Here is a 25933-nt window from a genome sequence, read left to right as displayed (position 1 = left end):
AGCTTGACAAAGCTGAGATGTCGGGAGCGTATCGAGTTTGTATCACTAACTTATAATAAAAGGGTTAATGCCTCCGTTTAATTAAAGTTTAAAATTAAAGCTCAAGAATAATTCTTATGGGTAAAGTGGATTTAATAGGTGTTAATTATTAATGCTATATTAGTTATTAATACTAAAATGCTTGTTCCAATCTTTTGTGTCGCTTATCTCATCTCAAATGTTAGGGGGGCTCAATTACGTTTAGCGCTCAATAACGTTTAATGCCAACAAGCCCTTATTAATACCGTTATCAACATCCTTAACAGCATATAATAAGTTTTAATTCTGCTTGTTCATTTTAAAATGTTACTGTCCTTCCAGCTTACGAGTAAACTAAAGTGGGAACAAGGTGATGTCATGAAAGGGAAAATTAACTTAAAAACCTCAAATTCGAGCAGTAAAAAGATAAACAACCTTCTCCTCGTTCTTCAGGTCATCTCCGTGTTGGCAAGTCTGTTTTTAGTCAGCAGCTTAACTATAACCACATTTAAAGCCCATGCCGTACCCTCCGTTCCCAACCCTGCAGGGCACACACGTTGCGGCGTATTGGGCCCCGGAGCAGACTTCGACCTACGAGCGGTGATCCAAAACAGCAATATTGACCCGATGGCTACTCCGGGCTCAGTATTAACCACAATAGAGATGGAAGGTGGAGCATGGAATTTTGATTGTGCGGATACAGGCGATACTAATGATGGTCTGTTCATTGGACCTCATGCTTTTGCTGGATGGCAACCTGCACCTTTCCCTAATTTTGACGCTTCCGTTTGTGCCATTCCCGGTATCTCAGGAATAGGTATTCGTGTCTATCGACGAGATGGGCAGCCGAAAATATGTGACACCACATCATTTAATTTTAATAACTTTATTAATATTAATTATCGGGATACCTCTGCAACAGCAAGTTACTCTCCCTTAGCCGAGCTGGTTCGTATAGGCGATATAGCGGTGGGTTCCCATACACTGCCCAATATGCAACTTTCGACCATGTTAAATGATTCTGACTTGAGATATGACATATTCAGCTTAGTGTTTACTAACCCCATCCTTGAAGCTCATCTTTGCACAATGGCTCAATTTAACAAGACCATCGATTTTGGCAGTGCAATTGCGCGAGGTAATGAAGTCATTAGTAAGCCATTTGATGTTTGGTTAACCGATTGTTCTGGTGCAGCCTTAACTGAGTATAAAAATAGTGCAGTGTTGTCTTTCGCTTCATCACCGGGAAGAATTAGTCTCGATGGCACTCGGCTATATAACTGTGATGACGATGATTGCGCCGATGGCGCCTATATTACCTTTACAGACATTGAAGGAGATGCTGTTGACCTAAAAGATGGATATAGATTAAATGCTCAAACAACAAATAGTATCCCCAATCAACTCAGTTTTAGCAGTAACTTACATACTGAAAACACTACCGGAGGCAAGATTGACACCTCGCTCACGTTGGTGATTAGCTATCTTTAATTCAAATAATACAAAGTCTTAATTTGATTGTTATAACCCCTTTCCTGATCGAAGTTGCCGAAGTATGTAGATGGCTCTTTAAGGAAGAAACGGCCAAGAGGGGGGGGGGAAGTTGTTGCTCCCCTCTTTCTCGAGTGTGAACTGAAAGCTCACAACGCTAGTCAGGCGCAGCCTGAACCTAGAACCTAAAGCCTAGAACCTCTAATACTCAAGCCTAGAGCCTAGAACTATTTATACAACGAAGCATCACCTTTATTAGGGCGGGTTTTAAAGCGCCTGTGCAACCACATATACTGCGGCATATTACGGCTAATAATCTCTTCGATAATCTTGTTACCGCGCTTAGCATCTTCAACCTCATTTTCACCTGGGAAGTTATCTAGTGGCGGTTGGATCTCAATATTGTAGCCGGTGTCATGACTATTACGCTCAACGAAGAAAGGTAATACCTTAGCTTTGCCTAGTCTGGCAAGGGTTGTGGCACCGGTAATTGTGGCGGCTTCGGGGACATTGAAGAAGGGGATAAAGATGGCACTTGAGCGGCCAAAGTCTTGGTCGGCGGTATACCAGATAACATTAGGTTCGCGTAGGCTGCGTACCATCTGGCGTAAGTCGCGTTTGGGTACTAAGGCCTTGTTTGAACGTAGGCGGCCTTTAACCTGTAGGTATTCCATTAAGGGGTTGTTGTGGGGACGGTAGACGCCAACACCGGGTTGGAACTGGCCGAAGATCCGAGCGCCCATCTCTAATGGCAGGCAATGTACCGCAAACAGGATCACCCCTTGGCCACTCTCTAATGTCTGCTCGACATATTCTCTGCCTTTAATGGTCATATGCTGCTGAATTTTTTCATCGGACCACCACCAGGCGTTTGCGGTATCGAAGATGGCTTTACCAGTTTGCTCGAAGTTTTGTGTGAGCAGATGCTGCATCTCATTTTCAGACATCTCGGGAAAACATAGCTCTAGATTACGTCTGGCAGTCTTGACGCGACTGCTGACTAACTTCATGGCTAAGCGGCCAAGAGTAGCCCCCATTTTCATCTGAATTCGCAGCGGTAGCAGCTGAGTTAACCGCATAAAGCCCACGCCTAACCATAAGAGCCAGTACTTGGGATGATAAAGGTGAGATGAAAATTGTGCTTTTTCGACCACGTAATTCTCGAATCCATTGAAAAATTACTCATTATTCTAACTCAAAAGCGATTAGAATTAGGTACAATCAGTATTAAATTTTGTGATAGATATAGGCGTTATGAAGATTTCTCTGCCAGCATTTGAAAAAGCCAAGGTTCTCGTTGTCGGTGACGTGATGTTAGATCGCTATTGGGCGGGGCCTACAGCGCGGATCTCACCAGAGGCGCCTGTACCTGTTGTTAAGGTTGAACAGCTTGAAGACAGACCCGGTGGTGCGGCTAACGTGGCGATCAATATCGCGACCTTAGGTGGCAGCGCTAGCCTTGCGGGTATTGTTGGCGTTGATGAAACCGCCGATGCATTAACCCTAGGCGTACAAACCCTTGGAGTCGAGCCTAATTGGCACAAGGTTGCTGATAAGCCAACCATCACTAAGCTACGTGTGATGTCCCGCAATCAGCAGTTGCTGCGTTTAGACTTTGAAGAGAGCTATTCTCAAGCAGAGAGTGATGCCCTGTTAGCACAGAGCTTGCCACAACTGGATAATGTCGATGTGGCGGTCTTGTCTGACTACGCCAAAGGCGCACTTATTTCACCACAAAGCTTTATCGAAGCGGCTAACGCTAAAGGCGTGAAGGTTCTGGTGGATCCTAAGGGAAGTGACTTTTCAAAGTATCGCGGCGCCTACCTATTGACGCCGAATATGAGCGAGTTTGAAGTGGTTGTGGGTAAGGTGGAGTCAGAGGCCGATTTAGTGGCTAAAGCTCAAGCCTTGCTTGAGGCTTATGACTTTACCGCTATGTTGGTGACTCGCTCTGAAAAGGGTATGACGCTAATCACTAAAGATCAGCCCGAGCTGCATATTCCTACAGTCGCCCGTGAAGTCTACGATGTGACAGGCGCTGGTGACACGGTGATCTCTGCCTTAGCCACAGCGATTGCTGCGGGTAGTGAATTACCACAAGCCTGTGCGATTGCTAACACTGCTGCGGGTATCGTGGTGGCGAAACTTGGCACCTCGACTGTCACGCGCATCGAACTTATCGAGGCGTTATCCCTAAGTCATGGTGAATCAGGCTTTGGTGCTGTGAGTGAAGATCAGCTGGTGTATGCCCTAGAGCAAGCCAGACTGCGGGGTGAACGCGTGGTGATGACTAATGGTTGTTTTGATATCTTACATGCAGGTCACGTGAGCTATTTGCAGCAGGCTAGAGCCTTGGGCGATAGACTGATTGTGGCGGTGAACAGCGATGCTTCGGTTAAACGTCTTAAAGGCGAAGGTCGTCCGGTGAATCCTGAAGATAGACGCATGGCAGTGCTTGCCGGTTTGGCCTCGGTGGATTGGGTGGTGCCCTTTACTGAAGATACGCCTCAGCGCATTATCGCCCGTCTGCTGCCTGACTTATTGGTTAAAGGCGGCGATTATAAGGTCGAAGATATAGCCGGTGGCGCAGAGGTGATGGCCGCGGGTGGTCTAGTTAAAGTCTTAGGTTTTGAAGATGGCATCTCTACCACGGCGATTATTGAAAATATCATGGCGAATCAGTAGCCATTGATATTAGTCGTAACTACTGACTATAAATCAAAATGATAAGCTCGCTCGCCGCGACTGCTGCATCTGCTACTCTGGCAACATACTTGGCAGGGGTAAGCATCACGGCGATAGATATGACTGCATTAGACAAGACAAGTGGCTTATGGACCGATATCGGACCTAAACAAGCCCTTGTCTGCGAGTTGCATCAGCTTGAAACTTGCATCTCGAAACTCCCGCTCTCGGCCCGTAACCAACTTCCCTCTGAACTAAAAATATTTAATCAGTTGTTAGGTCAGCGCGGCGCTATGGTATTACCTTTGCGTCATGCCGGTATTGCTGGTGTAGTGATCACCGACTTTAAAAATTTGCCCACCCAGCAGACCATCAACTGGGGCGTGGGTCACTTCTCTTTGCCGTTAAAGCAACAGTCGCAATTAACTTACTGGCATGAACTTGGGCATCTGTATGCTATCGATGCGTTAGGCCGCCAAGGACAAACGATTACTAGCCCCTATCAGCACGAGTGGCTGGCGGATCTGTATTTACACTGGCGTATTGCGCGTGAGACTCAGAGTTTAGAGCTGGCTTGGCAGCAGTACCATAGGCGCAACTTGGCGGTGATGGCGGATAGTGAGTTTATGTCTCACTGGTCGGTACCCGTATTGGCTCAGGTGTTTGAGCTTTATTCTGTTGAGCAGCTAAATCAATTTACCCATTTCGAGCAGTTCTGGGGGGATATATCTCCTAAGCTGCGCCTGCATGATAGGGACACATTGGATGAGTTCTCTAGCCTGATACAGCGCACGTTCGGCGCAGGAACTGTGCAGCCATTGCCGGGTTATATGTATTGGCGAAAGCCTGCACTGGGGCGCTACCTTGAGCCGACCTTGGTTAAGGTGATGGGGCAGAGCGCCGCACTGCAGTGGCTGAGCTCACAGCAGATGAACACCGACAATTTATAGAATGATAAAGTGCTGAGTTGTGTTAGCTGGTGACTTGCTGAATGAGAGCTGAATAGAAGGCATTGACTTAGGAATTCATGAAATGCTTTTGTTAGAGTAGGCCTATGTCTATTTCAATAAAGTAGTGTTATGGCCAAGCGTTCAAAAGTGCAAACTAAGCAAACGGTACAGCAGATCCTTGATGAAGCGATGAAACAGATCTTGGAGCTTGGCTATGATTCCATGTCGTATTCAACCTTGTCTGATGCAACGGGCATTAGCCGCACTGGAATTAGTCATCACTTCCCACGTAAAGTTGATTTTTTAACTCGTTTAGATAACCGAATTGCTGACATTTTTATTGAACGTTTAGATTTTTCGTCGGTACAGTCATTACAAAGCACTTGGAAAGAGTCATTAACTCAGGCCAACTTTAGGGCCATTATTCGCTTATTCTTTTCTTTGTGTGGCTCACAGCAAGTCAATCTTAATCGTTACCAAGCAATCTCTTTAGCCAGTGAAACCGCTTTCCAAAAAATGGGAGATCAAGGTCGTTTATTGGTTAACGCCTTAGTTGGTCAAAGTGCGCTTGTACTATGTGGTGTGGTTGAAGGTGACGTTTTAGGTTGAGGGATACCTTTAACTGAAATGATATACCTAAATGACGCTAGTTTACTTATGCTTTCATCTTAACAAGTGTATAACTCTAGAAACTCACCTTTTATCGCTGTAAACTTCTCCTTTGGATTGGCTGATACTATCAATTAGTTAAAACTGTTGGTTTATCACCAAGGCAACTCATTCATTTGATGTTGTCGCTAATTTTCCATGAAGGAATGTTGTGTAGCAATAAAAGGAGTCGAATAGGAAATGGAAGTTCCCACTAAAACGCCACCCGCAGCAGAGCAGGTGAAGCGTTTCCCCAAACTAGATAACCAGGAGTTGGTCAAAACCAGCTTTTGGGTTAGTCAGATCTTTATGATCATTGCCACCGTTGTTGGCGTTTACTTAGCCGCTCAAGAAGGTCTTAGTCAGGCTATTAAATTCGATGAGTTAAGCAATAAGCAAAATAACTATTATTTGCGCCACGCTTTGTATGATGAAGTGCGGGATAATATTGATATGCTTGAAGCTTATGCTGACACGTTAACAAAAGGCTCAGGCAACCCGAATGCTCTTAAACATATACGACCAAATATTGGTACGTTTGTTTGGGAGAATATGCGTTACTCTCCTAATGCGCTTGAAACCCCTACCAGCATCCTCACCGAAACTCGGCGTTTTTATAATGCTTCAGAAGATATTGTGAGCAAAATAGAGGGGAGGTTTTATGGTGCAAAGTATGGGGCTAAACAGCTAAGAGAGTTAACTCAAAAAATGAGTATGGAAACCATGCCTAAGCTCGAGAAAGATTTTCAAGCTCTAGCATTAGAATTGAAACAGAATGGCATAACTGTCGAATAGGGAAGATTGATGAGTATGAAATGTCCGGGATGCGCTAGCGACAAGATGCGCGTGTTTTATTTCCATGGTCAAGAGGTGGACAGCTGTACTGATTGTGGCGGGATCTGGTTCGATAGCGGTGAGTTAAATGCTGCTTTGTCGGTGGCAGATAATGGCAATGATAACGTGGGTATTGAGAGTGAGCTGGGTGCCCATAAAGGCATGTCACAGAGAAAGTGTAGCCATTGTGAAACACGCTTACATCAATATCATTTGATGGATAATTTTCAGGTAGAGGTGGATTTCTGTATCACTTGTACAGGTGTCTGGATTGACGACCATGAGCGTGAAAAAGTGGTGCAGTCACCGCAAATTCAATCAGCTTTGGAGCAACTGGATCAAAAAGTAAGTGTAAAGACATGGCTATTCCAATTTTTGATGCAGATGCCTGCGGAGTACAACTTAAAACCTAAGACAACACCTTGGGTTACCTATAGTTTAATTGCGATTAATACGCTGATTTTTTTAGCTACCGTGCTACAACCTAACGCGACTGAGTGGATTTACGAAACCTTTGCGCTTAAGCCAGTTGATTTAATGCAGGGGCAAAATATTTCTGGTTTAGTCAGTCACATGTTTATGCATGGGGGCTGGATGCATTTAATCGGTAATATGTACTTCTTGTATGTGGTTGGCGATAACCTTGAAGATGCGCTTGGTCATAGTCGTTTCTTGGGGCTGTATTTGATTTGTGGTTTTGCCGCGGCAGCAGGGCACATTATTTCTGAGCCGAACTCTTCTATCTATATGGTAGGTGCAAGTGGTGCTATTGCAGGTCTATTTGGTATGTATTTACTTTGGTTTAGGCATGCAAGTTTGACCTTTATGTTTATTGTGTATCAGAAAAAACTATCGCCAATGGCATTTTTTGCAATTTGGTTAATCATGAACTTGGTTGGCGCCTACATAGGTGGCGGTGGTGTGGCTTACTGGGCGCATATTGCAGGCTTTGTTGCAGGCTTAGCGATAGGTTTAGCTCTGAAAAGTAAAGTGATGCAAGCCAACCCTATTCTTGCCATGCTTAATTCGCAAGAACTTAAAGTGGCGCGTTAGTTAAAATAGCGGGTTAGTATTAGTGATTAAAAAGGCCGCAATTGCGGCCTTTTTGCTTTTTATCAGATTAAAAGTGCCACTGCAGGTATACGGTCTGATAGTTACTGCCGCCGCTAATACGGCCAAAGGCAGAACTGGACTCGAAGATCCCCGATCTGTGGTGAATGCTGTAACCAAACCACATGTTATCAAACTTGGCTGAATTAAAGACATCGCCCACATTGACGTCGAGTGAAAAGTCTAAGTAGTTAAGTAGCTTAGAGGGCTTATAGTTCTTCTGATCCAGCTCGCTACCTTCGATATAAGTGACGTTGCTGACGTAAGACAAACCTTCTGCAACACCGAGTCTAAAGCGTGGCCCAAGCTCGAAGGTGTAAAACGCCTTCACTGCAATCACCGCCTCGGCTAAATCGTCTTGCACCTCTGAACTATGGTGCCAAACTAGGCCGGGTGTCAGGTACAGATCGATAGGGAAGTTAAACAGACTATCGGTGAGCTGGGTACCGTAAAACGCCGAAGTCATCTGGTTATTGTATGGGTCAGTCTTGGTTTGCCATTTCAAGATAGCATTGAGGTTTGACGGTGTTGCCCAGCCGTGGGCGATACGAATAAACTCGCTGCCCTCTTTGCGTTGAGTTGGTGCAGGCTGCGCCGAGTATTTCTTGGAGTTAGGCTCAGGAAAGAAGCCGAAGCCGAAGAAGGACTCATACTGAAAGCGGTTGTCAATGGTCGGCAAGTTATAGACATCGTCTTCGAGACGGCCCACACCGAATTGACCTAGTAGATATAAGTTACTGTACACATGGTAACGTGCTTTTACGCCAGCATTAAAGGCTATGCCGCCACCGACTTCGTACTGCTCTAAACCATAGTAATAGTCATTAAAGTCGGCGCTTTTCCATTGAAACTCGGCATAAGGCTTGAGGAGCCAATCACCAGATCCCCAAGTGTATTGGGTACGGCTGTAACCGTAGCTGCGTTTATTGGAGTCCGAGAGAAAGGCTAAATCAAAATCCCAGTCATCTTTGACAAAGCGGTACTGTAGACCAAAATCAAAGGCTTGTGACTGTGATTCATTTTGTAGTTCTTTGGGAATATCAACAAAGCGAAAGCGAGTGTAGAGGTTGATCTGATGGTTGTCGTTTTTCCAGATATGTCCCGCCGCTTCCATGCCATTGATATAGAAATAGTCATTCTCAAAGTAGATTAGCGGCAGGGTGTCATAGACCTCATCTTCTTCGGTGGCGTAGGGAATATCGCCGCGTCGCATACCAATGCCTATGCCCCAGTTATCACTCCACTGAATGTTTGCTTGTTGCTGTTCTTTGCTGAGATCTTCACCTAGCTGCACGGGAGGTGGTGGCATTTTAGAAGCTTGCTCACTGTTGTCAGCCGCTTGCAGAGCTGAAAAAGGAGCGAATAACACAAGGCTAAGAGACAGTGTTGAAAGCATTTTTAGGGTCATATTATTTTCTTTTAGCGCAGGGTACTGAGAACAAGAATAGAGGTTTTTAACCATGAATTACATAATTTTAACAAGAATTGGTTAAATAGAACTTAAATAATGGGTTAAAACAAAGGCCGCAATAGCGGCCTTTTAGTGTAGAGGGGGTTAAGAGCTAATCTTAATCCGCTTCTTTTAAGCTTTGGGTTAGCTCAACAATCGCCTTCTTACCGTCGCCAAATAACATCAAGGAGTTATCGAGTGCGAATAGTGGGTTAGGTAATCCTGCAAAGCCTGGGCTCAATGAACGCTTAACCACAACCACGGTTTTTGCCTTGTCGACGTTTAGAATTGGCATACCGTAGATTGGGCTGCCCTTATCTTCACGAGCCATAGGGTTGGTTACGTCATTGGCACCGATAACAATCGCCACATCCGTTTGCTCAAACTGTGGGTTGATCTCATCCATCTCAATGAGCTGCTCATAAGGCACTTCCGCTTCGGCTAACAAAACGTTCATATGACCTGGCATACGACCAGCAACAGGATGAATTGCATAGAGTACTTGGGTACCACGTGCTTCCATTACAGAAGCTAGCTCACGCACGGCATGCTGCGCCTGCGCCATGGCTAAACCATAGCCTGGCACTATCACAACGCGTTCGGCTGTTTCGAGTAGCATAGCCACCTCTTCAGGTGAAGATGAGGTCACTTTACCGGCATAGACTTCGTCTGCATCGACCGTTTCGCCGCCTTCGGCCATCACGCCAAATAGCACGTTAAACAGTGAACGGTTCATCGCCTTACACATGATCTGTGTCAGGATGATCCCCGATGCGCCAACGAGTGAGCCCGATACAATCAATACCGTGTTACCAGTAATGAAACCTGTGGTCGCCGCCGCAATACCCGAGTAGGAGTTTAGCAGCGCGATAACCACTGGCATGTCGGCGCCACCGATTGGTACTACAAGTAGTAAACCTAGCACCAAAGATACGGCCACTAAGGCGTAGATAAGGTTGATATTGCTAGGATCCATCACAATGGCAATCGCAAGGCCAATTGCTGTGATAAGCAGTAGCGCGTTAAGTAGCTTATTACCCGGTACCTTAATGGGGTTACCCGAGATTAGCTCCTGCAGCTTAGCGAAAGCGATAAACGAGCCAGAGAGGGTCACGGCACCAATGATCACTGTGGCTGTAATCGAAACCAAGGCAACGGTATGGGTTGCAGACTGTGGATCGATAAAGTTAGCTAGTGCGATAAATAGTGACGCACCACCACCGAAGCCGTTTAGCATGGCAACCATCTGAGGCATCGAGGTGACTTGGATCTTGGTAGCCATGACAGCACCAATTGTGCCACCGAGTAGCACACCTGCAATGATCCATTCATAGCTTAAAATGTTTTGATCGAGCAGGGTCACAACCACAGCAATAAACATACCGAGCGCGGACAGTTGGTTACCGCGCACGGCAGTACGGGGCTTAGTTAGCCCCTTGATCCCTAGAATAAATAAACTCGCAGCCACCAAGTAGGCGAGGTAAATAATCGTCGTACTCATAGTGGCTTATTTCCTTTTAAACATGGCTAGCATGCGGTTGGTTACCATGTAACCGCCCACAACGTTGATAGTGGCAAGTACCACGGCAATAAAGCCTAATACATTGACCCAAATACCTGCGCCAGAGCCCGCAGATAACAGCGCGCCCACAAGCGAGATCCCTGAGATCGCATTTGAACCTGACATCAAAGGTGTGTGCAGAGTCGGTGGTACCTTAGTGATCATCTCCACACCTAAGAACACAGCAACCACGAATAGGGTCAGTAACAGTAGAATTTCCATTATTTAGCCTCCGATGAGGTTTCGGCTTCGAGCGCAGCTAGGCCTAAAAGCTCGCGTAAACGTGTGCTCACGACTTCACCTTTATGGGCAACAACCGTGTCTCTAATGATCTCATCGTCAAAGTCGAGATTAAGTTCGCCCTCTTTGCTGACGAGTAACTTAAGCAAGTTTTCGATGTTCGTGCCATACATCTGGCTGGCATGATTTGCCGCAGTTCCCGGCACATTTGATGGGCCAAGAATGGTTACACCCTTGTAGACCACCTCTTTATCGAGTTCGGTTAGCTCACAGTTACCACCTGTTTCAGCCGCAAGATCGACAATAATAGTGCCGCTCTTCATACCATCGACCATTTCCTTGGTGATAAGGATTGGTGCCTTACGGCCTGGAATGGCTGCAGTGGTGATCACAATATCTTGCTGGGCAAGCACGTTCGCCATCGCTTGTTGCTGACGCTTGAGGAAGTCATCAGATTGCTCTGCAGCATAGCCACCCTTGGTTTCGGTGTTTTCCGCTTCTAGGTCAAGTTCAACGGGCTTGGCACCAACAGAGATGATCTGCTCGCGAGCTGCTGGACGAATATCGTAAGCTTCAACCACAGCGCCTAAACGCTTAGCGGTTGCACAGGCTTGTAGTCCGGCAACACCCACACCCATGATAAAGGCGCGAGCAGGTTTTAAGGTGCCTGCAGCTGTCATCATCATAGGGAATAAACGTGGTGCCTTATGGGCTGCGAGTAATACCGCCTTATAGCCAGCGATAGTCGCCATAGAGGAGAGGATATCCATGCTTTGAGCACGAGTGATCCTAGGTACAAGTTCAAGGGCAATCGCCGTAGCACCCGTTTCAGCAAAGGTTTGCGCATGTTCTGGATGCGCCAGTGGATCCATCATGCCGATCACGATTTGCTGCGGTTTAAGCTTGGACTTTATTTCGTTAAGTTGCTCATCTTTGGCGTTCACTAGGGTAATGATGTCCGCATCGCTGAAGATCTGTTCACGAGACACTATGGTTGCGCCTGCCTGAATATAGTCTTCATCGGTAAAACCAGCATTACTACCAGCGCCACTTTCAACAAGAACTTGTAGATTAATTTTAAGTAGTCGAGTCACATTGGCTGGAATAATCGCGACGCGACTTTCACTAGCATAACTCTCTTTGGGTAGACCTAGCTTCACAAAGGTAAACCTCTCTGTTAGGACATTCGTAGGGATTGATGTCGATTGTTGGTTAGGGTGCTTATTGTGGCGACTCTAGATTTAGACACAAGCGTATATTTTTCAATATCCTGTTTTCTGAGCTGGTCAGACTGAAAAGTTTGCGCTAAGCCACACTTTTAAATAGAAGTTTGCACTAGCAATCTCTATTACATAAGCACTACTTGAGTTACCACTTACTTTTGTAGCTTAATTTTTGAACTTTGTATATTCCTAAATCGAATTAAAAATTATCTTTTATTCTTTTTTTAATATTTGAGGAGGGGCTAAGCTGAGCAGCATTAAACTGATACAGGGCCGTTTCTATGTTGTTAAAAGAGCTTTCATCACTCGCTTCGCCGCTATCTTCTGGCCAAGTGGACAAGTTAAAGCAGCTCACTGCAGAGCTGAATGCCGTGCAACTTGCTTGGGTTAGCGGCTATCTTGCTGCAACATCTGAGCAGGGCGTGGCGGGGTTGCCTCAGGCTTATGTTGGCTCTCAAGCCGGAGCCGAACAAACCATCACCATTCTTTATGGTAGCCAAACCGGCAATGGTCGCGGTATCGCTAACGAGCTTGCCGAGAAGGCGCAGGCACAAGGTTATGCCGTCAATCTTGTTTCTATGGGCGATTACAAGACACGACAGCTAAAGCAGGAGAGCTTGCTGCTATTGGTTGTCAGTACCCATGGCGAAGGCGAGGCGCCGGATGATGCTATCGAGCTGCACAAGTTTTTAAGCTCTAAACGCGCTCCAAAACTGGATAACCTTAATTACTCAGTGTTGGCTTTGGGTGATTCAAGTTATGAGTTTTTCTGTCAAACCGGTAAAGACTTCGAGGCTCGTCTTAATGCATTAGGTGCTAAGTCCATTGCGCCTCTGGTTGAGTGCGATGTCGACTATCAAGCGCAAGCCGAGCAGTGGCAAGCGGATGTGCTAGAAGCGGTTAAGCCCTTAGTGCAGAGCGCTGGTGCCAGTGTGGTCTCTATCGCTAGCTCTCAGATCTCTAGCGCTAATTACACTAAGCAAAAGCCTTATACCGCCGAACTACTCGTTAGCCAGAAACTGACTGGCCGTGATTCAGACAGAGACATTCGCCACGTGGAGATCGAACTGGGCGAGTCTGGCATTCAATATCAAGCGGGTGATGCCTTAGGTGTGTGGTTTACCAATTCACAAGCGTTAGTTGCTGAGCTGCTTGAAGTGCTAGCACTTGATGGCGGTGAATCTGTTGCTGTTGGCAGTGATAACTTGAGCCTGCGTGAAGCGCTAATCAATAAGAAAGAGCTGACACAGCTCTACCCTGGTTTAGTCACAGGCTGGGCTGAGTTGAGTCAAAATGCCGAGCTATTGGCGATCAGCGCCGATAAAGCCCTGACCCGCGAGTATGTGAATAACAATCAAGTTGCTGACTTAGTTCGCCAGTATCCGGCTAAGGTGACTGCAGAGCAGTTTGTTGCCTTGCTGCGCGGAATTACTCCAAGACTCTACTCTATTGCATCGAGTCAGGCAGAAGTCGAGTCTGAGGTGCACTTGACCGTGGCACTGGTTGAAGAGGCTCGTGACGGTGTCACTCGCTTTGGCGGTGCCTCTCAGTTCTTAGCGACTGCCGCTGAGGGTCAAGAGGTGCAGGTTTATGTGGAGCCTAATAACCACTTCCGCCTACCAGAAAACCCTGAGACGCCAGTGATCATGGTGGGGCCAGGTACAGGCGTGGCACCGTTTAGATCCTTTATGCAGGAACGTTCAGCCCAAGGCGCACAAGGCAACACTTGGTTGTTCTTCGGTAATCCTCATTTTGAGCAAGACTTCCTTTACCAAACCGAGTGGCAGCAGTACTTACAAAGTGGCGAGCTATCTCGTATCGACTTAGCCTTCTCTCGTGATCAAGAGCATAAAGTCTATGTGCAGCACAAGATCGCCGAGCAAGGCGAGGCACTGTGGCAGTGGTTAGAGTCTGGTGCACATTTCTATATCTGTGGTGACGCCGAACGTATGGCCAAAGATGTCCACCAAGCGCTGCTCGATGTGGTCGTTAAGTACGGCAACAAAACTCAAGAACAAGCAGCCGAATATGTAGAAGCGTTAAGAGCCGCTAAGCGTTATCAAAAAGACGTCTACTAAGACTTAGCTTTAAACGAGTAAAGCAATGATGAGCGACGCTAGGGTTAACTAGCGCGAGTGCAGAGAAGAATTTAAGAGAGTACCTTGCCATGAGTGAGCAGAAGTTAGCAGTAAATGAATATTTAAAAACCGACAGTGATTATCTGCGCGGTACTATCCAAGAAGGCTTAGATACGGCGGTTACGGGGGCATTTAGCGAAGGCGATCAGCAGTTGATCAAGTTTCACGGCTTCTATCAACAAGATGACCGTGACCTGCGTAACGAGCGTAAAGAGCAAAAACTAGAGCCTTTATATAGTTTTATGTTGCGCGCACGTGTGGCGGGTGGCGTATGTTCACCCGAGCAGTGGTTGGCGGTGGATAAGATCGCATCGAACCTGACAAGTTCTAACAGCATTCGCCTTACTACGCGTCAGACATTCCAATATCACGGTATTCCCAAGCGTAATTTGAAGACCATCATTCAAGATCTCGACCGAGAGGCACTGGACTCGATCGCAGCGTGTGGTGATGTGAACCGTAACGTGATGTGTAACCCTAATCCTGTTGAGTCAAAGCTACATCAACAGGCTTACGCTTATGCCAAGCAGTTGTCTGACAACATGTTGCCCCACACTAAAGCTTACGCGGAGATCTGGTTAGACGATGAGAAGCTAGTGACCACCGAAGGGGATGAGGTGGAGCCTGTTTACGGTAAGACCTATCTGCCACGTAAATTTAAGATGGCTGTGGCAGTACCGCCAGATAACGACGTTGACGTTTACACCAATGATCTGGGCTTTATTGCCGTGGCCGAAGGCGATGAGCTGATTGGCTTTAATATGGTTGCTGGTGGTGGCATGGGCTCTACTCATGGTGAAGTAGCGACTTTCCCGCGTTTAGCTGATGACTTTGGTTATATCAAGGCCGAAGATACCTTGAAGTTTGCTGAAGCGGTAATGACGATCCAGCGTGACTGGGGTAACCGTGAAAATCGTAAACTATCGCGTTTGAAATACACCATAGTTAAACATGGTTTCGATAAGTTTAAAGCTGAGGTTGAAGCGCGCACAGGCATTAAGTTTGAGCCAAAGCGTGATGTGGTGATTGGCGATCGCGGTGACCGTTATGGCTGGAAGCAGGGCGTTGATGATAACTGGCACTTAACTTTGTTTATCGAGGGCGGCCGCGTAAAAGACTTACCAGATCAGCCATTGCAAACGGGTCTGCGTGAGATTGCCAAGGTGCATAAAGGCGATTTTCGCATGACCTCCAACCAGAATATCATTATTGCGGGTGTGCCGAGTGAAGATAAAGAACAGATAGAAGGCTTAGCAAGACAGCATGGTTTACTCGGCAAGCTTATCACCGAGACCCGTGGTCACTCTATTGCCTGTGTGGCACTACCAACCTGTGCTCTAGCCATGGCAGAAGCTGAGCGTTACTTCCCAGACTTTCTCACTAAGGTAGAAGGGCTACAGGAAAAACACGGCTTTCTCGATCAAGGCATCGTTATTCGCATGACAGGCTGCCCTAATGGTTGTGCTCGACCTTTTGCGGCCGAAATTGGCCTAGTTGGTAAGGCGCCGGGTCGCTATAACCTTTATCTGGGAGCCAGCTTTGAGGGGACACGTTTGAATAAGCTCTATCGTGAGAATATTCAAGAAGCGGAGATCTTGGCTGAGCTCGATGCTCTATTTGCTCAATATGTCGCTGAGCGCCAAGTGGGTGAAACTTTTGGTAACTATACCGTACGTAGCGGTGTAGTTACGGCTGTACTCGATGCGGCTAAGGATTTTCATGGCTAATACTGTCGATTCGGTGATTTCCGCCGATGCGCTCAAGGCATTATTGAGTGCGCCTAAAGTTGAGCAGCAAGCTGAACTGGCACGGGTGAACGATTTTCTTGATGCACTCACTCCAGTGGAGCGAGTGCGTTGGGCACTGGAATATCTACCGGGAAATCACGCCCTCTCATCCAGTTTTGGGATCCAGGCTGCGGTGATGCTGCATATGGTGAGCAGCGAAAAAGCTGATATTCCTGTTCTGCTCACCGATACGGGTTATCTGTTTAGTGAAACTTATCAGTTTATCGATGAGTTGGCCGAAAGGTTAAAGCTTAACTTGAAGGTGTACTCATCACCTTTCAGCGCCGCTTGGCAAGAAGCGCGATTTGGTAAGTTGTGGGAGCAAGACTTAGATGGTTTGGATAAATATAACCAGCTCAATAAGGTTGAGCCGATGCAGCGAGCTTTAGCCGAGCAAGAGGTAGCCACTTGGTTTGCGGGACTGAGGCGCTCGCAATCGAGCACCCGAGAGGCTCTGCCTATTTTAGCGATTCATGGTCAGCGCTATAAGATCTTGCCTATTATCGATTGGAGCAACAAGCAGGTTCACGAGTACTTAACCGAGTTTGAACTGCCTTACCATCCTCTGTGGGACCAAGGTTATGTTTCTGTGGGTGACACTCATTCCAGTAAACCACTGGAGCTCGGAATGAGTGAAGAGGAGACCCGCTTTAACGGTCTAAAGCGTGAATGCGGGCTGCATTACGATATTTGATTTCGTTTTAATAGAGGTTTGCGCTAGCTCAGAGTTAAGTGGTACATATGTACCACTTTGAGAGGGTGTACTGTAATATTGTATGCAAAATAATATGGTTGTAAGCTTTTGTTATTAATAAAATTTAATTCTTTAGTATTAATTTTTATTAAATTTTGTACATTTTTACTAACAAGGTTATACACAGGTATTTTTTTGGTCTATAGTTTTAGGTTCCCGTAGATGGTTTTAGGAAACTGTTCTGTATCGACCTAGATTGGGTCACGCAAAATTTAGTCTTCCACTGATTGGATGTTAGGCTTAAATACTAGGCATCAAAATCAGCTAAAAATTGCAGGCAGAGCCGTCAGTAACCAGATAAACCAAGCTCGAGTTATGACGCCAAGGGGCGCTAATTTGAGTGCTTTGATTGGCTTGCTAGCGCCTGCTTAATCAAGCGAGTTGTTTCCCCAGCCAGCCCTGCTATGTAGGGCTGGCTGGGGTTTTCACGTTTTAGAGCAAGCTCCCCCGTTATTGTCTCCCGCTACTTTAATTCCTAACTTAATTGCTAATATCCATTAATCATTTGGATAACAGTTTGCTTGAGCCGATTGGTATAAGACATAAACAATGATGTAGTATGGCGGATTAAGGTTGTCATGTTTTCTATCGGAATAATTGAAATATCAAATGGAGTTTTGAATGAATAAGATGCTTATTGCCGCAGTGGTTGTCGCTGCAGGTGCTGGTGGATATTGGTATAGCCAGCAGTCAACACAGATCTCGGCCAGTGAGGACCCAGTATTAGGCTATATCCCTGCTGACACCCCAATTTTTTCCGCACAGCTACAACCTTTCCCTGTTAAGTCCTATATCAATTCGTTATCTGAAGCCTACAGACAATATCCTGTGGATGTGTTTGATGAGCTTGAACAAGAGCTTGAACAAGAAAATGATCCTAGGGCTAAATTCTTTGTCAGCCTGATGAAGTCCTATATGACATCGATGAAGGATGGTAGCAGCTTTATTCAGACATTCGGCTTGGCTGAAAATATCCGTAGCTACTTTTATACACTCGGCGCCTTGCCTGTGGTCAAAGTCGAAATCGAAAATCCCGATGCCTTCTGGTCACTGCTCGATAAAGCGGAAGCCGAAAGTGGGTTCTCCCATACCAAGGCCAACTTGAAAGGTGTGGATTACCGTAGTTATCGCTTGACCGATGATACCGAGCAAGAACAGATAAACTGGGTGTTTGCGGTACATGATGGTCTGCTTATCTCTACACTAAGCACCTCTTTTAGTGAAGCCGCTCTACTTGAAACCGCTCTCGGGGTGACACCAGTTGATAACTCTATTGTCGATGCCCACATCATCGAAGACATTATCAACAAACATGGCTTTACCAATGAAGGGATTAGTTACATCAATCACAAAGAGATTGTGACGGCGTTAACCAGTACTGATGGCAATCAGCTCGCGGGGCAGCTTTCAAAGTTATTTGAAATGAGCAAAGAGGATCCTTTTGCCGAGCTGAAAACTCCAGCATGCCAGTTAGAACTTTCAACTATTGCCGATAACTGGCCGCGAACGGTTGCGGGATACGACCTGCTGGATATTAACGATAAAGAGAGCAAGATTGGTTTTAGAGCCGTGGTTGAGAGTAAGAACCAAGTGTTACTCGATGCTTATCAAAAACTGCGTGGTTATATTCCTGCCTATACACAAGATATTGAAAATAGCGTATTTACCTTAGGTGTGGGTATCGATATAAACCAAATGGTGCCGTCATTGACTGCGATCTGGGATGATATGTTAACCCCAGAATATCAGTGTGCTCCATTGGCCCGGATGCAGGCTCAAATGAGCCAGCAGAGTCCCGGTATGCTAGGCATGTTTACTGGCATGGCGAATGGTGTCAGAGGCGTTGGTATCTCGCTTATCGATTATAAGATCAGTGATGACATAGATAATCCACAGCTAGAGAGCTTAGATGCCGTTATGACGCTCTCAGCAGAAAACCCCAGCATGTTATTTAATATGGTGAAGCCGTTTGCACCTGAGTTGGCCAATGTTCAGTTGTCTGCCAATGGTGACGCGATTGATCTCAGCACTATTATTCCTATGCCACCAGAGATGAAGATCAAGGCCAAAATGGCGGTAAAAGGTAACCACTTAGTCTTATTTGCAGGTAATAAGGGGGAAGCTGTTGCCAATAGCTTAGCGACCGAACCGCTGGTCAATAATGGCTTGATGGTGGTGTCAGCTGATTACATGAAGATGTTTAAGCCACTGCTAACCTTTATCGAGCTAACGGGTGAGCCCGTTCCTGAAGGGCTAGAGGCGATAAAAGGTTATGATATGCGAGTCAAGATGAGTCTCAATATTGATCAAAAAGGCTTCGAAGTCGACTCTCTATCAAACTCTCGCTCAACTGAATAAGCCGAGCATGGCATAATTCAGTCACGACAATACGCCAGCCAGTGAAGGTTGGCGTTTTATTATTTTGGTGATACTTCGGAGTTAAGATGGCTGAGCAGCTAGTCAGTGGGTGCTTTTTAAAAGCGAATGAGGTTAGGTTGGTTACTTTAGCGGGTAGCAGAAGCGCTCATCGAGTGATTGCGCCTAAGACAAATAAATTCAGCCTAGTTAAAAATCCCAGTCAGGCAGAGACTCGTGAGTTTGTTGCACAGCTAAAGGCGTACTTAATCGAGCATAATGTCTCTAAGCTGGTCTTGAACCGCCGTGCAACTACAGGGCAAGGCGCCGGAGGAGCAGGAACCTTCCTAATGGAAGGGGCTATTTTAGCCAGTGTCGCGCAGGAGGTTGAGTTTATTCACCCAGCGACATTGCGAGCTACAGATAAACGCTGCAGTGAACTCAAGCCACTTAAACCTAAGACGGTCGATTTAGGTAAAGCCTATGACCTAGCCTTTGAGTGCTTAAGCGAGTAATACGCTCAATTCCAGTGATAAGCGAAGCAATCCTTAACCAGGAGCTGGCATATAGCTGGGAAGGGATTAAGATAGATCGTAACAGCTATAAATAAGCACAGGGAGCACTCCTCCATTTTTAAGAGGAGCAAGACTATTTAAATAAGGGACAAGACTATGATTAAACAGCTTTCAAAACTTGGGTTTATCGCATTATTACTCCTGCCGTTAAGCGCGCTGGCGACGGATCTGAAGGTCGGCGATATGGCACCAGACTTTAAGCTACAAGCGACCGATGGTCACTTTTATCAACTTAGTGACTACAGAGGTAAGCAAACCTTAGTGCTGGCTTGGTACCCTATGGCTAACACCCACGGCTGCACTTTGGAATGTAAGTCCTTGGTCGAGAAAGGTCACCTTATTCGCGAGTACAACGCCGTGTATATGATGGCCAGTGTGGATGATCTTGAGGATAACCAAGCCTTCGCTCGTGAGCAGAAAGCGGACTTTCCTATGCTCAGTGATCCGAGTAAAGAAACCGCTAAAGCCTACGATGTACTGAACTTTGTTCGAGTTGCCAGTCGTGTGACTTTTTACATAGGTAAAGATGGCAAGATCTTAAAGATTGATGAAGATATCAATAACAAAACTGCTGCTGAAGATATTGCGGCGACCTTAGAAGAGCTGAATATTGAGAAAGCAAACGATGTAGTGAACTCCGATAAATAGGCGGCGTTACTCGATAAGCTAACGATACTAAAAAGCCCTGCAGTGATACATTGCAGGGCTTTTTTTGTCTTTAAATATTAGTTGATTAGCTTGCTAATACTGGAACTCATCCTCTGGCGATGATTGTATACGAGCCTTACGTTCTTGCTCCTCCTCGAAAGCAGCTTGGATCTCGGCTAATACTGCATCAATATCGGCGCTATGCTCAGTTTCGACAAACTGCCCTGTTAGCTCTGATTCTGGTGATAGCTTGCCAGATTCAAATTTGAGCCACATCTCTTGAGCATATTTGCTAGCGCGTAGAGATGGAGCAAACTGACCATAATATTGGGTCATATTATTTACGTCACGCAGCAGCATGCGCTTGGCATTATTGTTTGCCGCAGCGTCAACGGCTTGGGGCAGATCGATAATGACCGGCCCTTTATCATCGAGCAAAACGTTAAATTCAGACAGGTCGCCATGAATAATGCCAGCGCACAGCATTCGCTGGACATCTTTCATTACCATCCCATGATGCGCAATAGCCATCTCAGCCGTTAGCGTTACATCGTTGAGTCTTGGCGCAACATAACCCGCTTCATCGGTGATAAGCTCCATTAGCAGTACACCATCAAAACAGCCATAGGGCTTAGGCACGCGCACGCCCGCATAGGCTAGGCGAAACAGGGCATCGACCTCGGCATTTTGCCAAGCCTGTTCCTGCTCTTGGCGGCCATAATTAGAGCCTTTTTCCATGGCTCTGGCCCTGCGTGAGTTGCGGCTCTTACGTCCTTCGCGATATTCAACGGCTTTCTTAAAGCTGCGCTTTTGCGCCTCTTTATAAATTTTAGCGCAGCGAATATCGTTGCCACATCTGACAATATAAACATCGGCCTCTTTGCCGCTCATTAATGGACGAATCACTTCGTCAATCAGTCCTTCATCAACCAGAGGTTGGAGTCGTTTTGGGGTTTTCATAGCGCTCTTATACCTCAGTTACTTGGACGATGGAATGAATTCAGCGAATATCAGGGAAAAAGGTGACAATTATTGGGGGAAAGCCGTAACTTGAGCTTATTTTGGGGAATAGTCTCCTTGAGTGACTTGTTTTATGTCTGCTCATTTTCATCACCCAAGGAGAGAAGGTTTTATTTAGGTGGTAGTATTAATCAATATCAGAAATATAGGTCCAGAACTTGTTATTACCTTTGTCAGAAGGGAAGTACCAGTAGCGCTGATCATCGCCAAGCCCTGTTAGCATAAATAGTTCTTTATCACCGCTCCTAGAGTTGTCGAATAAAAATAGATCCCCTATGTTGCCAAATCGATCATTTTCCCCCCATTTATGGTAGGTATTGTCGCTACCGTTTATTGTATGTGACAAAGCTACTTTTGCCGGCTCTACTTGTCGTGAAGCCAACAAATTTGAATTGCAGCGAACTGTAGCGCTTTGTGGAACAACATCTTCTGCGATGTTGATATGAAACTTGTTCATTGTGGTTCCATGTCGACGGGTATTAGACAGTTTGTAGGCTAGTTGTTGACCGCTGCTTGTTTCTACTCGTAATTGACAACTGTTTTGAGATATACGCCCACTATCATCATTGTAAGTGAAGCCATATGAGCCATGTAATGCAGGGTAAATATAGCTAGGCAGAATCCCTTCTGGATCGTAATAGCCCACAAGAGTTGTTACTGGCACTCCAAATGCTGTTGGCACTTTGGCTATCGTCAGATCTGGGGCGCTAGATTCATTCCAAGTGACACCATTTGAAGTGTATGACGTTTGGAATCCAGTAGAGATGATAAAGCTGTCATCATTAATATTAAGGTGACTATCGTAACCAGCCCTGTGATTGAAGGTAATCGTTTTCCCGCTGTTGCTTGCAGATGCTCTAGGTACATCAATGTACTTGGCCCAATTACCATTAGACATTGCAATCGTCACTTGGTCATATTGGTTAACTAATTCGCTAAGGTATTGTTCTGAAAGCTCGCTTATCGATGCATTAATTTGCTCGCCATCGGTGACCCTATGCTGATAGGGTTTCATTGTTTGTGTGTCTGCATCCCAAAGCTTGAAACCTGTTGCTGAATCACTTGAAAATACGGCTTTTGACTCTAGATTTTGTTGGATATGAGCTGCCGTGTAGGGCGTGTAGAGCGTAAAACGGTTGGTTGCTGACATGGGCTTACCGCCAGCCATGGCGTCTGAACCGTACTTTCTCCCTTCAAAAGGCGCTTGGCATTCACCATTTCGACAAGCACTTTCATCACTTATTTTGCTATACATATTAGGGATGAACTTATTCAAATCGCTATCCCACCCCCAGGTGGAATTGATTGCGTCAGCTTGACGGTGAATTGAACCATTAAAGCCACCGGGATAATGGCCAATACCGAAGTTGTGGCCAACTTCGTGACTGAACTCATTTCCTAAAGAGGAATCGAGTGTAACTATGCCGCCGCCACCAGAGCCGCCATGGGTGACAATACCGTTCTCATAATTCCCGCGATTATTATGGGCAGTTAACTGAGAAACCGAGTAGGGATGGGCATCTACTCCTACGCCAGCACTGCTATTTATGCCATAGTTAGCATTATTAATACCAATAGAAATCAGCTCTTTGCCTATTCTTTGGCGCATTGTTCCGCTGTGCCAGTCGCCAGTGCTAGGATCGAAATCTGTGAGCAATGTGCCGTCTGGAAGCATGACTTCGGGTAAGTAAATAGTTTCATACTGGCTTACTGTCATGCGGCTAACAGGAAGAGTTTGGAAGTACTCTCGCTGAGCTGTGGGATCAATAGCAAAGTCAAATTCGCCACGAGGTGCTGTCAACATACCGATATCAATGGTGTGCAATAGTAACTCTGACGGTGCACCCACTTTGACACCGGTTAACTCACCTGATAGCTCTCCATGACTGAATTGCATTTTGAATCCTGGTTGGATCCAGTTTGCAGGAATTTTGAGGCTCCAAGTGTTTTCAGCATAGATTAGCTTATTGTTTATTAAATCACTTTCTTGGAACCACTGACCATTGATGCATTTAAATGTTAGCGATTGGTGGCGGGATATAGAGGCTGAACGATCACCGTAGTGTATTGTTGATGCGTAACCTGCTTTGGAGCTAATTTTAACCACTTTCCCACTTAATGCGTCGTCGTTGGGTAAATAGATATTTTTGGTCCAAATATAATCAGCTGTGTTGATTTCGACTAGATCATTTGACTCGAGCGTGGTTAATAACAGTGCTGCGTCAGGATCATTAAGCTGATTTATTGCTGTTGATGTATTTAGTACTGCAGAGCTGCCAGAAATTGGCGTGAAGTCAATGTCGCTTGGTAATACATCCCCTATAGCGTACACGGTAGTTGGCAATTGAGTTGGAGGATTGAGCTCCATAGTTCCAAGATTACGGCCTTGCTTATCAATGGCTGTCACATGCATTGGTATCGCTGTATTTAGGTCGGTTTGTTTGGGTTTGACCATTAGTAGCGAGGCACGCTGAGCGGTAAGGTGTGGCTGGATATCGCCTTCAACGCCATGCTTTGATGGGATAATCTGGCTTTGAGCAAAGGAGACTGACGCCGCTAAGCTTCCCTCTAAGTCACTGGGGAAGTCATTATTATTAAAGACAAGTGCAGAGGTTGCTGATGGTAACTCATCAGCGGTAACCGTTGTTGTATAGGTTGCTGCTGAGGTTAAAACAGTTGCAACGATAGTGGCAAGGTAGGCGTTCTTTACATGATTGGTTCGGGGGGGAACGTAAAAGCTATTTGAAGAAAGTGTCGTAGGTGATTTAGGTAACATTGTTAGTCCTTTTATGAAGTGTCATCGAATAAAAGGGCAAAACCGTTGTTTAAAAATGATAGACAGCAAGCGCCGTCTATCATTTCAATAAAGTGCAAGTGAATTAGCGACAGAGGTAATTCATCATATTTCTGTCACTCATATTCTTGCCAGACTATTTAACGAGTTTGCCCATTGCATGTGAGAGTGCAAACTTGTTATCGCCAAACTCCCCACTGTCCAGTGGTACCTGGTTCTTCACCTCGGGTTTCCCAATGGGCAGTCCAAGTTTTACCGTTATGGGTGACGACATCATTTGCTCGATACACTTGGTCTACATTCCACGTACTGACTTCTGGCTCACTAGGTTCAACTGGTGTTTCAGGTTCTGTTGTCGCTGGAACAACCGCGAATGAATAAACTTCTTCATCTGTTGCGTCTGAATTACTAATGACTAATTTGAAGGTGAATTCCTGTCGTGTTTCAGGAATATCTGCTGTCTCAATGATCAGTTCATTGTTCGGGCCTAAAGTTGTTTGTAATGGCGTACCACTTGTTTGCAGCCATTGCACGTCGATTGATTCACCTTCACTTTCATTATGTTGCAGTATGACATGGTCACCATGTATGACTGTGGCGTTATCTAGTGGCCTTAGCACGTTTGGTGAAATAACTGCAGTAATCGGGTTGGTTTCAGTTGTAATGCTGAATTCACCTGAAGCGCGTGAATCTTTTGAGTTGAAGTAATTACCATGCAGGTCATTTTTAAAATACATATAGTGGTTCATTTCTTCATGCCAGCGGCCTATGAACACATTGCCTTGATGGTTTGATTCATACCAACCATTTACTTTTGAAGCTAATAATCGATCCCAATCGTTCTGATTATCAGCGTTGATATTGATAGAAAATGAAGAGTGCTCCTCTCCATTTTTGTTGAATACTTTGTAGTGCACGGTATCGCCCACAGTGGCAGAGTTTAACTCAACAGATTGTGGGATAAAGCTGCTGCCCTGTACTAAATAAGGGCCAACAGGATCGGGTGTTGGGTCAACTGGAGGAACCACAACATCGTCATTGACTATGTTAATGTCGCTACAGTTATAAAAACCTTCACCAACGGGATCGGCACGCTGCCAACGCACGAATAAAATGGCTTCACCAACTCTATCGTTTGGAATTGTCACATCCATTTTATATTTGCCATTGACGACGGGAATATTACCCTCTTCTTGAATGAGCTCAAGATCGCCCCATGCTAGTGCTTTTGATAAATCAGCATCAGGTTTAGTCAGGTAAAACTGCCAGAATGATGGATTATGAGGTGCTGTTGCATTGAATACGTATTCAAATGTTCCCGCATTTACTGATGTACGTGTCCATTGGTCTGTTGCGGTTCCCATTCCTCGCTTTTGCGGATCATTGGCGTAGCACAATGTCCCATCAGGGATTGCATTTTTGACTGTCTGAATATTGTTATAATCAGGAACATTAATCGAAAACTCATTGCGCTGTACAAAAGGGTAAGTACCCGAAATAGCTTTTGCTTGCGCACAACCTTGAGTTGGTGGTGTGCCACTCCAAATATTCCCCTCGTTATAACAAACTTGTTGTCTTGCAGCTGGATATTCAGACCAGCCATGAGCTTGTACTGGTGAACTGGATAACATCATTAATGCAGAGGTTATGGT

20 protein-coding genes are annotated in these 25933 nt (G+C 45.7%); 12 read left to right on the top strand and 8 right to left on the bottom strand.

All coding sequences use genetic code 11. The features are described from left to right. The first annotated feature begins 396 nt into the window (after nucleotides 1–396). Nucleotides 397–1509 (top strand): hypothetical protein, encoded by a 1113-nt coding sequence (locus tag K5Q92_RS21035; RefSeq protein WP_220770827.1) that lies wholly within the window; start codon nucleotides 397–399, stop codon nucleotides 1507–1509. Nucleotides 1510–1736: 227 nt separating this feature from the next. Here K5Q92_RS21035 and K5Q92_RS21030 read toward each other — a convergent pair whose 3' ends face one another. Continuing rightward, complete coding sequence (locus tag K5Q92_RS21030) at nucleotides 1737–2663, bottom strand: LpxL/LpxP family Kdo(2)-lipid IV(A) lauroyl/palmitoleoyl acyltransferase (RefSeq protein ID WP_220770826.1); 927 nt, start codon at nucleotides 2661–2663, stop codon at nucleotides 1737–1739. Between the two features lie 100 nt (nucleotides 2664–2763). Here K5Q92_RS21030 and hldE point away from each other — a divergent pair, with 100 nt between their 5' ends. The 5 genes from hldE to K5Q92_RS21005 all read left to right on the top strand — a co-directional run bounded on the left by hldE (nucleotide 2764) and on the right by K5Q92_RS21005 (nucleotide 7679). Beyond that, the gene (hldE, locus tag K5Q92_RS21025; RefSeq protein WP_220770825.1) at nucleotides 2764–4194 is read left to right on the top strand and encodes a bifunctional D-glycero-beta-D-manno-heptose-7-phosphate kinase/D-glycero-beta-D-manno-heptose 1-phosphate adenylyltransferase HldE; all 1431 of its coding nucleotides are present in this window, start codon (nucleotides 2764–2766) and stop codon (nucleotides 4192–4194) included. 119 nt (nucleotides 4195–4313) lie between these two features. Continuing rightward, complete coding sequence (locus tag K5Q92_RS21020) at nucleotides 4314–5144, top strand: hypothetical protein (protein ID WP_259649658.1); 831 nt, start codon at nucleotides 4314–4316, stop codon at nucleotides 5142–5144. A 129-nt stretch (nucleotides 5145–5273) separates the two neighbouring features. After that, nucleotides 5274–5753, top strand: coding sequence for a TetR family transcriptional regulator (locus K5Q92_RS21015; RefSeq protein ID WP_220770823.1), 480 nt, complete (start codon nucleotides 5274–5276; stop codon nucleotides 5751–5753). A gap of 240 nt (nucleotides 5754–5993) precedes the next feature. Beyond that, the gene (locus K5Q92_RS21010) at nucleotides 5994–6587 is read left to right on the top strand and encodes a hypothetical protein (protein ID WP_220770822.1); all 594 of its coding nucleotides are present in this window, start codon (nucleotides 5994–5996) and stop codon (nucleotides 6585–6587) included. Between the two features lie 9 nt (nucleotides 6588–6596). After that, nucleotides 6597–7679, top strand: coding sequence for a rhomboid family intramembrane serine protease (locus K5Q92_RS21005; RefSeq protein ID WP_220770821.1), 1083 nt, complete (start codon nucleotides 6597–6599; stop codon nucleotides 7677–7679). 67 nt (nucleotides 7680–7746) lie between these two features. Here K5Q92_RS21005 and K5Q92_RS21000 read toward each other — a convergent pair whose 3' ends face one another. From K5Q92_RS21000 to K5Q92_RS20985, 4 genes are all read right to left on the bottom strand, one after another. Continuing rightward, nucleotides 7747–9144 (bottom strand): MipA/OmpV family protein, encoded by a 1398-nt coding sequence (locus K5Q92_RS21000; protein ID WP_220770820.1) that lies wholly within the window; start codon nucleotides 9142–9144, stop codon nucleotides 7747–7749. A 160-nt stretch (nucleotides 9145–9304) separates the two neighbouring features. Beyond that, a complete protein-coding gene (locus K5Q92_RS20995; RefSeq protein WP_220770819.1) occupies nucleotides 9305–10687 on the bottom strand; it encodes an NAD(P)(+) transhydrogenase (Re/Si-specific) subunit beta in 1383 nt (460 codons plus the stop codon). A 6-nt stretch (nucleotides 10688–10693) separates the two neighbouring features. Beyond that, nucleotides 10694–10969 (bottom strand): NAD(P) transhydrogenase subunit alpha, encoded by a 276-nt coding sequence (locus tag K5Q92_RS20990; protein ID WP_012153916.1) that lies wholly within the window; start codon nucleotides 10967–10969, stop codon nucleotides 10694–10696. Further along, nucleotides 10969–12147, bottom strand: a complete 1179-nt coding sequence (locus K5Q92_RS20985; RefSeq protein WP_220770818.1) for a Re/Si-specific NAD(P)(+) transhydrogenase subunit alpha — start codon at nucleotides 12145–12147, stop codon at nucleotides 10969–10971. Before K5Q92_RS20985 ends, K5Q92_RS20990 begins: the two co-directional genes overlap by 1 nt. A gap of 344 nt (nucleotides 12148–12491) precedes the next feature. On the opposite strand from K5Q92_RS20985, the gene K5Q92_RS20980 reads away from it, so the two are divergent. The 6 genes from K5Q92_RS20980 (at nucleotide 12492) to K5Q92_RS20955 (ending at nucleotide 20467) form a co-directional block, all read left to right on the top strand. Further along, on the top strand, nucleotides 12492–14288 hold the full coding sequence (locus K5Q92_RS20980; RefSeq protein WP_220770817.1) for an assimilatory sulfite reductase (NADPH) flavoprotein subunit: 1797 nt from the start codon (nucleotides 12492–12494) through the stop codon (nucleotides 14286–14288). An 89-nt stretch (nucleotides 14289–14377) separates the two neighbouring features. After that, nucleotides 14378–16075, top strand: coding sequence for an assimilatory sulfite reductase (NADPH) hemoprotein subunit (gene cysI, locus K5Q92_RS20975; RefSeq protein ID WP_220770816.1), 1698 nt, complete (start codon nucleotides 14378–14380; stop codon nucleotides 16073–16075). Continuing rightward, complete coding sequence (locus K5Q92_RS20970; protein WP_220770815.1) at nucleotides 16068–16829, top strand: phosphoadenylyl-sulfate reductase; 762 nt, start codon at nucleotides 16068–16070, stop codon at nucleotides 16827–16829. The genes cysI and K5Q92_RS20970 overlap by 8 nt, the downstream gene beginning before the upstream one ends. Nucleotides 16830–17510: 681 nt before the next feature. Next, a complete protein-coding gene (locus K5Q92_RS20965; protein WP_220770814.1) occupies nucleotides 17511–19247 on the top strand; it encodes a hypothetical protein in 1737 nt (578 codons plus the stop codon). 86 nt (nucleotides 19248–19333) lie between these two features. Next, a complete protein-coding gene (locus K5Q92_RS20960; RefSeq protein ID WP_220770813.1) occupies nucleotides 19334–19759 on the top strand; it encodes a DUF3010 family protein in 426 nt (141 codons plus the stop codon). Nucleotides 19760–19915: 156 nt separating this feature from the next. Continuing rightward, on the top strand, nucleotides 19916–20467 hold the full coding sequence (locus K5Q92_RS20955) for a redoxin domain-containing protein (protein ID WP_220770812.1): 552 nt from the start codon (nucleotides 19916–19918) through the stop codon (nucleotides 20465–20467). Between the two features lie 93 nt (nucleotides 20468–20560). Here K5Q92_RS20955 and K5Q92_RS20950 read toward each other — a convergent pair whose 3' ends face one another. The 3 genes from K5Q92_RS20950 to K5Q92_RS20940 form a co-directional block, all read right to left on the bottom strand. Then, nucleotides 20561–21427, bottom strand: a complete 867-nt coding sequence (locus tag K5Q92_RS20950) for a PA4780 family RIO1-like protein kinase (protein ID WP_220770811.1) — start codon at nucleotides 21425–21427, stop codon at nucleotides 20561–20563. Between the two features lie 187 nt (nucleotides 21428–21614). Next, on the bottom strand, nucleotides 21615–24263 hold the full coding sequence (locus tag K5Q92_RS20945; RefSeq protein ID WP_220770810.1) for a M66 family metalloprotease: 2649 nt from the start codon (nucleotides 24261–24263) through the stop codon (nucleotides 21615–21617). A gap of 197 nt (nucleotides 24264–24460) precedes the next feature. Next, nucleotides 24461–25933: lytic polysaccharide monooxygenase (locus K5Q92_RS20940; protein ID WP_220770809.1), on the bottom strand; the 1473-nt coding region annotated here is incomplete at its 5' end.

This window comes from Shewanella sp. MBTL60-007, assembly GCF_019654915.1.
In the GTDB taxonomy this organism is placed as follows: domain Bacteria; phylum Pseudomonadota; class Gammaproteobacteria; order Enterobacterales; family Shewanellaceae; genus Shewanella.
The sequence above is the reverse complement of the archived record's forward strand: the minus strand, read 5'-3'. Positions and strand labels throughout refer to the sequence as shown.